Origin of the sequence: Litorilinea aerophila (assembly GCF_006569185.2) — a bacterium.
Classification (GTDB): Bacteria; Chloroflexota; Anaerolineae; order Caldilineales; family Caldilineaceae; genus Litorilinea; species Litorilinea aerophila.
This window is the reverse complement of sequence record NZ_VIGC02000023.1, coordinates 98,216-106,291: the sequence shown is the minus strand read 5'-3', so window position 1 is coordinate 106,291 and position 8,076 is coordinate 98,216. Positions and strand designations below refer to the sequence as shown.

The following is an 8,076-nucleotide window of genomic DNA, read 5'->3' as shown; positions in this document are numbered from 1 at the left end:
GGCGGCCGCTCTCGTTGACTCCCATGTATCTCCAACGGGATGATCGAGTCACCGGCCTGATCCGGCTGCTGGCCATCGGCCTGCGCGTGCTGACGCTGCTGGAATTCGTCGTCCGCCGCAACCTGGCTGCGACAGGAGCGGCACTGGCCGGGTTGTATGCCGGCAATCCCACACGAGCCACAGCGCGGCCGAGCGCAGAGCGCCTCCTGGAGGCCTTCCAGGAGATCACCCTGACGGTGATTCAGGAGCCTCATCGAATCCATCGTCATCTGACCCCTCTGTCTGAGGTGCAACAGCGCATCCTCGCCTTGTTGGACTTCTCGACAGAGATCTACGCTAGGCTCTGCGCCGATTCCGTCAAACCATCCTAAAAATGAGCGAACCATAGGTAATAAGCCCTAGAATGGGGGAATGGGCCCTACCTGGGAACGAGCCCAATTTGGCAATTTGGCGGGAGTGGGCTATACTTACAGGTGTTGTCGGGGCGTAGCGCAGGCCGGTAGCGCGCATCGTTCGGGTCGATGAGGTCGGAGGTTCAAATCCTCTCGCCCCGACTTCCCCACCCCAGGCCGATGAAAATTCATCGGCCTTTTTGTTTTCTCCATTCTGTTTTCTCTACGTGAATCACCCAGGGCTTCCTTCTGCCAACGCCTCCTCCGGCAGAAGCGGACCGATCTGCCCATTGGGCGCGAAATTTTAAGGTTTTGGGGCTTGACAAAGATCATGTAAACGTTTACAGTATAGGCCAAACAGACATGTAAACGTTTACAGCTAAACGTTTACAGCATCGGCGCTGCAACGTCTGCATCTCTGTTTGCTCCCTTGGCACGCCAGAAATATCATCGTCCACTGTCCGCCTACCCGAGGGCAACCATGTCGACCATCCGTGACGTAGCCGAGCGGGCGGGGGTCTCCATCGCCACCGTCAGCCGGGCCCTGGCCGGCCACCCCCACGTCAACAGCGAAACCCGCCAGCGGGTGCTGGAGGCGGTGAAGGCGCTCAACTATCGCCCCGACCAGGTGGCCCGCTCCCTACGCCGCCGCCGCTCCAACCTGATCGGCTTTGTGGTTTCCACCATCGAAAATGTCTTCTTCACCGAGGCCGCGCACGCCGCGGAACAGGTCGCCCGACAACGGGGTTACAACCTGATCGTCTGCAACACCGATGAGGATCCACAACGGGAGAAAACGTACCTGGAGGTGCTGGACCGACAGTTGGTAGCAGGCATCGTCCTGGCGCCGGCCCCTGGCGACGCCGGACACATCCAGCCCTTCCTGGCCGACGGCATGCCCATGGTGCTCATCAACCGGCGGGTGGACAGCCTGCCCTGCACCTCCATCACCTCGAACGACGAAGAGGCGGCCTTCCAATGTGTGCAACATCTCATTGCCCAGGGGCGCCGGCGTATTGCCGCCATCACCGGCCTGCCTGACGTCTTCACCACCAGGGCCCGCCGCCAGGGCTACCGCCGGGCCCTGGCCGCTGCCGGACTCCCCCTGGACGGTCTGGAAGTGTGTGGGTGGGCCAACCTGGAGGGCGGCTACCAGGCCACCTACCAGCTGATGCAGCGTCCCGATCCGCCCGACGCCCTCTTTGTCTTCAACAACGTGATGACCCAGGGGGCCATCGTGGCCCTCCAGGAGCTGGGCATCACCTGGCCGGATCCGGTGGATGTGGCCGGCTTTGGGGCGTTCAAGGCGGCCCGGCTCTATCGCCCGCCCCTCACCCTGATCGCCCAGCCGGCCCGGGAGATGGGCCGCCTGGCCGCGGAGCTCCTCATCGGCCAGGTGGAGGAGGAGCTGGACCCCACGCCCCAACAGATTGTGCTGCACAACCGACTGATCTCCCGGCAGGAGTGGCTGACGGAACGCCTGGGTACCTGGGATGCCACCGCCGTGCCGGAGCAGAGCCCTCCTCCCCCCTTGCCAGAGGCTTGAAGCCGGTGCCATCCCCCGATTTGCCCGCAACATGCCTGACCAGACCGGTCCGTCCACTCCCTTTGCAGATTTGATTCGAGCCACGGATGCCCCAGATGAGCACAGATTCAGTTCTTCCCGATAGTTGGCCGTATGCGGAGGGAGCATTCTCAGATGCGGTGTAATCCGTTTAAGCCAGACGCCTGTGTGCCATGATGGCCAGAGTTCCTTCAACCAACCCAATCATCCAGGAGAATGGTCCATGAGTGCAAGCGAAATCGACCCGTTTGAAGTAGCGAAGCTGTACAAGTACCTGCGCGTCGTCGACGTGGCCGACGCCATGGATGGCATCGGCTATTTCGACATCGGCCTGATGGATCCGGAGATCCGCCCCCTCTGGCTGGGCATGAAATTCTGGGGGCCGGCCCTGACCATCCGCTGTGTGCCGGCCAACCGGCCCATGTGGAAGCTGGACACCACCGAGGACATCGTCAATGCCCATGGCATCTGGTTCAAAGAGGTGGGCAACATTGGCATCCGGGACCTGATCCGGCCAGGCCACGTCATCGTCACCGACACCGGCGGGGCCAAGGAGGTGGGCTACTGGGGCTCGGCCAACAGCCTGGGCGTCATTGCCCAGGGCGCGGTGGGCATTGTGACCGACGGCTACTGCCGGGACACGGCCGAAGTGGCCCTGCAGCGCACCCCCATCTGCGCCCGTCGCCGGGGCCGCACCATCATCCCCGGCCGCATCCAGGTGGTGGAAGTCCAGGCCACGGTGGGCTGCGGCGGCGCCCAGGTGCGGCCTGGGGACATCGTGGGCTGCGACGATGATGGCGTGATCGTGGTACCCATCGAGGTCGCCCAGGAGGTGGCCACCCACGCCCGGGCTATCCTGCTGGCCGACATGCACGCCCGGCGCAAGCTCTACGACCAGCTGGGCATGGAACATGACGCCACCGTGGACATCGAAACGGTGGAGGCGTACTACAGCCAGTTCCAGTAGTAATGATATTGATTGTCTTGCAAAGTCGTAGTGAGTTGACTGTCTTCCCATTTCCCCCCATGTTGAGTCAACCAGTGACTATCCTGAGGAGGAACTACCATGCAACAGACCCTGAAGGGACACACTTTGTCCCGACGCCAGTTGTTGAAAGGGGCAGCGTTGCTCAGCCTGGGCACCCTGGCAGCCGCCTGCCAGGCCCCTGGCGCTGCGCCGGCCGCTGCTCCTGGTGAATCCGGCGGCGGCAGTGAACCCGCCTCCGAGACAGTAACCATCGACTTCATCACACCGGCCGCGCTGGGCCGTGAACGGGAAATGTACACCCAGTTCATCGAAGACTTCATGGCAGAGCACCCCAACATCAAGGTCAACGTCTCCTTTGAAGCCTGGGCCGACTACATGACCAAGCTGCCCACCATGCTGGCCGGCGGCGTGGTGCCAGACATGATCCACCAGCACATGAGTATCGTGCAGGACTATGCCTATCGGGGCGCCCTGCGGGACCTGGTGCCCTATATGGAACGGGACGGCGTCAACCCCGAGGACTACATCCCCGCCCTCTTCGATGCCTTCAGCCACAACGGCAAGACCTACGGCATTCCCAAAGACAGCGCGGCCTGGGGCGTCTACTACAACAAAGACAAGTTCGACGAGGCCGGCCTGGAGTACCCCTCGCTGCACTGGACCCTGGACGAGTTCCAGAACCTGGCCCTGGAGCTGACCCGGGATCAGAACGGCAACCCGGCCAGCAGCCCCAACTTTGATCCCGACAACATCGTCCAGTGGGGGTTCTCCTGGCTGGATTCGCCGGCGCCCAACAACAGCGAGAATGCCCGGGGTTTTGTCAAGGCCCGGGGCGGCGACTGGTACGATGAGGCCTACAGCCAGACCCTGATCACCGATCCGCCGGTGTTGGAGCACTTCCGCATGTTCCACACCATGCGCTGCGTGCAGAAGAGCAGCCCGATGGCAGCCCAGACCGAGGGCCAGGGCGATCCCTTCCGGGCCGGGCTGACGGCCATGGCGGTCAGTTTCCATATCATGGATTTCTTCTCCCGGGAGGAGGGGGTGACCTTCCAGTACGATGTGACCTACATCCCCGGTGGCCCGGGTGGCCAATACTCGGTCGTCGGCTGCAGTGGCTGGGCCGTCCCCACCCAGGCCAGCCACCCGGAGGAGGGCTGGGAGCTGGTTAAATATCTGACCAGTCTGCCGGTCCAGCGATTTATCGGCCAGCAGAAGCGGTGGGGGGTCTCCCGAAAGGAAGCGGTGGACGCCATCATCCCGGAGGACGGCTACCCCGAACACTTCGCCGCGGTACACACGGATCCCTTCCAAAAGGAGCTGGAGGGCGTGGAAGTCATCTCCTTCAAATTCCCGCCCAACCAGTCTCGCATCAAGGATATCTATATGGAACACTTCGATCCCATCTGGACCTGCGCCAGCGACGACATCGAAGGAGCCGCTGCGGCCGCCAAGCAACAGATCGACGAGCTCTTAGCCGAGTTGGAGTGGTAAAGGGACGGCGCTGGGGGGAGGGGATCGGCCTCCGGCCAATCCCCTCCCCATCGTCGACCCGCTGCGGTTTTGACCTGTCAAGCGGGGGCAACCATGGCGAAAACACAACTTTCCAATTTACGGCGCCAGGAGATGATCGACGGCTACCTGTTCATTGCCCCCTGGCTAATCGGGTTTGTGCTCTGGGTGGCCGGCCCCATGATCGCCTCCATCATCCTGGCCTTCATGGAGTGGGATCTCTTCAGCCCACCCAAGTGGGTAGGAATTCAGAACTTCGAACAGCTATTCACCACCCGCCTGGTGGGCATTTCCCTTTGGAACACTGCCTACTACACCTTCATCAGTGTTCCCTTGTCCCTGATGGTGGCCCTGGGATCGGCCATGCTGCTGACCATGCAGATCCGGTTCCAATCCCTGTTTCGCACCTTTTTCTATCTGCCGTCGGTGATGCCGGCCGTAGCCAGCGCGGTGCTCTGGTTCTGGGTCTTCAACCCCGAAGTGGGGCTGGCCAACCAGTTGCTCCGCATGCTGGGTCTGCCCGAATCCCAGTGGATCTGGGCACCGGAAACGGCCAAACCATCCTTCATTTTGATGAGTCTATGGGGGGTGGGCAACACCATGGTGATCTTTCTGGCCGGCCTGCAGGGGATTCCCCGTTCCCTCTACGACGCGGCCGAGATCGATGGCGCCAACTGGTGGCACAGCTTTCGAGCCGTCACATTACCCATGCTCTCGCCCGTGATCCTGTTCAACCTGGTGCTGGGCATCATCGGCTCGTTCCAGGTTTTCACCAGCGCCTACCTGTTGACCAACGGCGGCCCCCAACATGCGACCCTCTTTGTCGTGCTCTACCTGTATCGGCTGGGTTTTGAACAGTTCCGTATGGGCTTTGCCTCGGCGCTGGCCTGGCTCCTGTTCCTGATCATCCTGGTCTTCACCCTGCTCCAATTACGGCTCTCCGACGCGTGGGTCTACTACGAGGGAGGGGAGACATAGCCATGGCGATCCCCACGAGTAAATCGGGTTCGAACGTCCTGACCGGTCCAGTAGCCCGCCGCCATGTCCGTGCCCGCAGGCCCCTGCGGCGCTACCTGGTACGTACGGTCCAGTATGTGGTCATGGTGGTGCTGAGCGCCATTTTCATGATTCCCCTGATCTGGATGATCTCCAGCTCTCTGAAAACCCAGGGGCAGGTCTTCGCCTATCCGCCGGTCTGGATCCCCGACCCCATCCAATGGTCCAACTATGCGGAGGCCCTGCGCCGGGCACCGCTGCTGCGCTGGCTGATGAACACCGCCACCATCACCGCCTTCGCCATCACGGGCAACGTCCTGACCAGCTCTATGGTGGCCTTTGGCTTTGCCCGGCTGCGTTTCCCGGGCCGGGGGCCCCTCTTTATCCTGCTGCTCAGTACCATGATGCTGCCCGATGTAGTCACCCTGATCCCCCGCTTTATCCTGTTCCGTTGGTTGGGCTGGCTGGACACCTTCCTGCCCTTGATCGTCCCGCCCTTCTTCGGCGGCGGGCCGTTCAACATCTTCCTGGTGCGGCAGTTTTATCTGACCATTCCCCGGGACTTCGACGAAGCGGCCCGCATCGACGGCGCGTCCAACTGGCAGATCTGGTGGCTGATCCTGGCGCCGTTGACCAAACCGGTGCTCATCGCCATCGGCATCTTCTCCTTCGTCCACCACTGGAACGACTTCCTGTTGCCCCTGATCTATCTTTTCAGCGAGCGCAACAAGACCCTGGCGCTGGGCCTGCGTGCGTTCATCAATCCCAGCGATGCCTCCTGGCACATCAGCATGGCCGCCTCCATGTTCCTGGTTGTACCTATCCTGGTGCTCTTCTTCTTCGGCCAGCGCTACTTCATCCGGGGCGTGGTGATGACCGGAATCCAGGGGCGGTGAGTTGTAGTGTGTCGTCTTGTCATCCAACCATCCATTCACAGCGAGGAGAGATACAGCCATGAAGCTCGCCGTGGGCGGCGATCATGCCGGCTTTCCCCTGAAAGGGCCCGTCATTGAAAAGTTAAAAGCCTGGGGACACGAGGTGACCGACCACGGCACCCACAGCCCCGAGCCGGTGGACTTCCCCGACATCGCCCGCAAGGTCTGCCAGCAGATCCGCAGCGGCCAGGCCGAACGAGGCATCCTGGTCTGCGGAACCGGGGTGGGAGCGGCCATCGCCGGCAACAAATACCCCGGCATCCGGGCCGCGGTCTGCCACGACCACTACTCGGCCCACCAGTGTGTGGAGCACGACGACGTCAACCTGCTCTGCCTGGGTGCCCAAATCGTGGGCGACCGGGTGGCCTTTGAAATCCTCGAAGCTTTCCTACAGGCCCGCTTCAGCACGGCGCCCCAATTTCGGCGCCGGGTACAGAAGCTCCATGACCTGGAGCGCTGGGCAGCCCAGGAGATTCTGAAGGAGGATGCCCGGTGAACAAGGCACGGGTGGCCGTGTTGCCGGAGATCAAAACGCCGGCCGAACGCCCTTTTCAAATCCGCGAGGTGGAGATCCCGCCCCTGGCCGATGGCGCCGTCTTGGGACGCATGGTCATGGCCGGGGTCTGCGGCACGGATGTCCACATCCTCCACGGCAAGGTGCCGGTGCGCACACCGGCCGTCCTGGGCCACGAGAACGTGGCCCGGGTGGAGGCCATCGGCGGCGATACCCCCCTCTACGACGTGACCGGCAAGCAGGTGCAGGTGGGCGACCTCATCACCTGGCTTCCCAAGTCCTGCATGCAGTGCTATAACTGCACCATCTTGGGCGATCCAGCGAAGTGCGAGCGACGAATCGGTTACGGCGGCTGGGTCGTCCCTGCGGACCAGCATCCCTACCTCGTTGGTGGCTTCGCCGAGTATGTCTGGATCCTGCCCGGCAGCGACCTGGTGGTACTGCCGCCAGATCTGGCCCCCGAGGCGGTCGTCCTGGGGGACGCGCTGCGCATCATGGTCCATGGCCTGGAACGCATCGGCGGCCTGGAGTATGGGGACACGGTGGTGATCCAGGGCTGTGGCGCGGTGGGGTTGATGGGCTTGATCCTGGCCAGGGACGCGGGCGCAGGCCGGGTGATTGTCATCGGTGCGCCGGCTACACGGCTGGCGTTGGCCCGGGAATACGGCGCCGACGAGACCATCGACATCACCCAGGTGCCGACACCGGAACGCATCCAGCAGGTGCTGGAGCTCACCGACGGCAGGGGGGCAGATGTGGTCTTCGAGTGCGCCGGTGTCCCGGCGGCCGTCGCTGAAGGCCTGGAGATGGTGCGTATCGACGGCCGCTACCTGATCGCCGGCCATTACGGGGACGCGGGCACGGTGCCCCTGAACCCCCACCTCATCAATCGCAAGCAGATCACCATCACTGGCGTCTGGTCGGCGGCCAACAAACACTTCCTCCGAGGACTCACCCTGTTGCGCAAGGTGCCCCTGGAGAAGCTGGTCACCCACCGCTTCCCCCTGGACGCGGTCAACGAGGCCCTCATCGCGGCCGAGCGCCAGGAGACCCTCAAAGCGGTGATCGTGCCGTAGGGCCCGCGGACGCGGTGCCCACGGATGACCCTCATCCCAGTTTCTATCTGCCACCAACAGCCACAGATGTGGCCAAACAAAATCCTTTTGAAGGACACA

General features: G+C 62.7%; 7 protein-coding genes, 1 tRNA gene and 1 pseudogene. All 9 read left to right on the top strand.

Going from position 1 to position 8,076, the window contains the following annotated elements; translation table 11 throughout:
- Positions 1-371, top strand: a pseudogene (locus tag FKZ61_RS16760) (IS1634 family transposase); the annotation flags it as partial.
- 109 nt (positions 372-480) lie between these two features.
- Positions 481-554 (top strand) — tRNA-Pro (locus FKZ61_RS16755).
- Positions 555-873: 319 nt separating this feature from the next.
- A complete protein-coding gene (locus FKZ61_RS16750) occupies positions 874-1,938 on the top strand; it encodes a LacI family DNA-binding transcriptional regulator (protein WP_141611277.1) in 1,065 nt (354 codons plus the stop codon).
- Positions 1,939-2,179: 241 nt separating this feature from the next.
- Positions 2,180-2,923, top strand: a complete 744-nt coding sequence (locus tag FKZ61_RS16745; RefSeq protein ID WP_141611276.1) for an RraA family protein — start codon at positions 2,180-2,182, stop codon at positions 2,921-2,923.
- A 99-nt stretch (positions 2,924-3,022) separates the two neighbouring features.
- A complete protein-coding gene (locus FKZ61_RS16740; RefSeq protein ID WP_141611275.1) occupies positions 3,023-4,438 on the top strand; it encodes an ABC transporter substrate-binding protein in 1,416 nt (471 codons plus the stop codon).
- Between the two features lie 93 nt (positions 4,439-4,531).
- Positions 4,532-5,434: a carbohydrate ABC transporter permease gene (locus tag FKZ61_RS16735; RefSeq protein ID WP_141611274.1), complete on the top strand. Its 903-nt coding sequence runs from the start codon at positions 4,532-4,534 to the stop codon at positions 5,432-5,434.
- 2 nt (positions 5,435-5,436) lie between these two features.
- Entirely contained in the window at positions 5,437-6,348 is a 912-nt protein-coding gene (locus tag FKZ61_RS16730; protein ID WP_141611273.1) for a carbohydrate ABC transporter permease, read from the top strand.
- 58 nt (positions 6,349-6,406) lie between these two features.
- Positions 6,407-6,883, top strand: coding sequence for a ribose 5-phosphate isomerase B (gene rpiB / locus FKZ61_RS16725; protein WP_141611272.1), 477 nt, complete (start codon positions 6,407-6,409; stop codon positions 6,881-6,883).
- Complete coding sequence (locus FKZ61_RS16720) at positions 6,880-7,977, top strand: zinc-binding dehydrogenase (protein ID WP_141611271.1); 1,098 nt, start codon at positions 6,880-6,882, stop codon at positions 7,975-7,977. The genes rpiB and FKZ61_RS16720 overlap by 4 nt, the downstream gene beginning before the upstream one ends.
- Positions 7,978-8,076 lie beyond the last annotated feature (99 nt).